Source organism: Pseudoxanthomonas sp. 22568, assembly GCF_052044485.1.
Classification (GTDB): Bacteria; Pseudomonadota; Gammaproteobacteria; order Xanthomonadales; family Xanthomonadaceae; genus Pseudoxanthomonas_A; species Pseudoxanthomonas_A beigongshangi.
The window spans coordinates 1-744 of the sequence record NZ_JBQENC010000032.1 but is presented as its reverse complement, the minus strand read 5'-3'; the positions used below and the strand labels follow the sequence as shown (position 1 = coordinate 744).

Sequence of the window (744 nt, the reverse complement as noted above, 5' to 3'; positions counted from 1 at the left end):
TCAGTTCGGCGGTTTCCTTGGCGAAGTCCGTGTCGCGGATGCGGCTGCGCGAGGCGGCCAGGTTTTCCGAACTGGTCTGCAGGTTGGCGACCACCGAGGTGAAGCGGTTCTGGATGGCGCCGAGGTCGGCGCGCGCGCCGTTCACCGCGGTCAGCGCCTTGTCGACGATTTCCAGCGCCTGCTGGGCGCCGGCGAAGGTGGTGATGTCCAGATCCTTGACGAAGCTGCTGGCCGCGGCGGTCATCGTGCCGCCGTTGGTGCTGGTCTCGGTCAGGCCCAGGTTGGCGGCGGTCGCCACGGTGGCGCCGGTCACCGCCGGACCCGTGTAGGCGAGGGCGAAGGTCTGCCCGTCCTGGGTCGAGGTCAGGTTCAGCACGCCGGCCTTCACTTCGGCGTAGACGCCGGTTTCGCCCAGCTTGGCGTTGATCGCCGCGGCGGTGGCCTGGGTGATCGACTGGCCGGCCTTCACCTGGAAGGCACCGATGTCGACCGTGGTGGCGGTGCCGCCCGAGGGTGTCACCGAGATCTGCAACTGCGAGTAGGTGGTGTCGGCGGTGGCCGTGTCGGCGGCCAGCGCGGTGCCCTTGTAGACGTTGGCGAACTGCGCGCCGCCCAGGGTCTGCGAACGCGCGTCCACGACCTTGTCGATGGCGATGGCCTGGCCGGCGTTGGCGCCGACCTGGAACAGCTGGCTGGTGAACGAGCCGTCCAGCAGCTTGGTGCCGTTGAAATCGGCCTGCTTGG

Annotated in this window: 1 protein-coding gene; it reads right to left on the bottom strand. The window is 69.0% G+C overall.

Going from position 1 to position 744, the window contains the following annotated elements:
- A partial coding sequence (locus ACTJI2_RS20020) for a flagellin (protein WP_440843135.1) occupies positions 1 to 744 on the bottom strand: 744 nt, incomplete at both ends.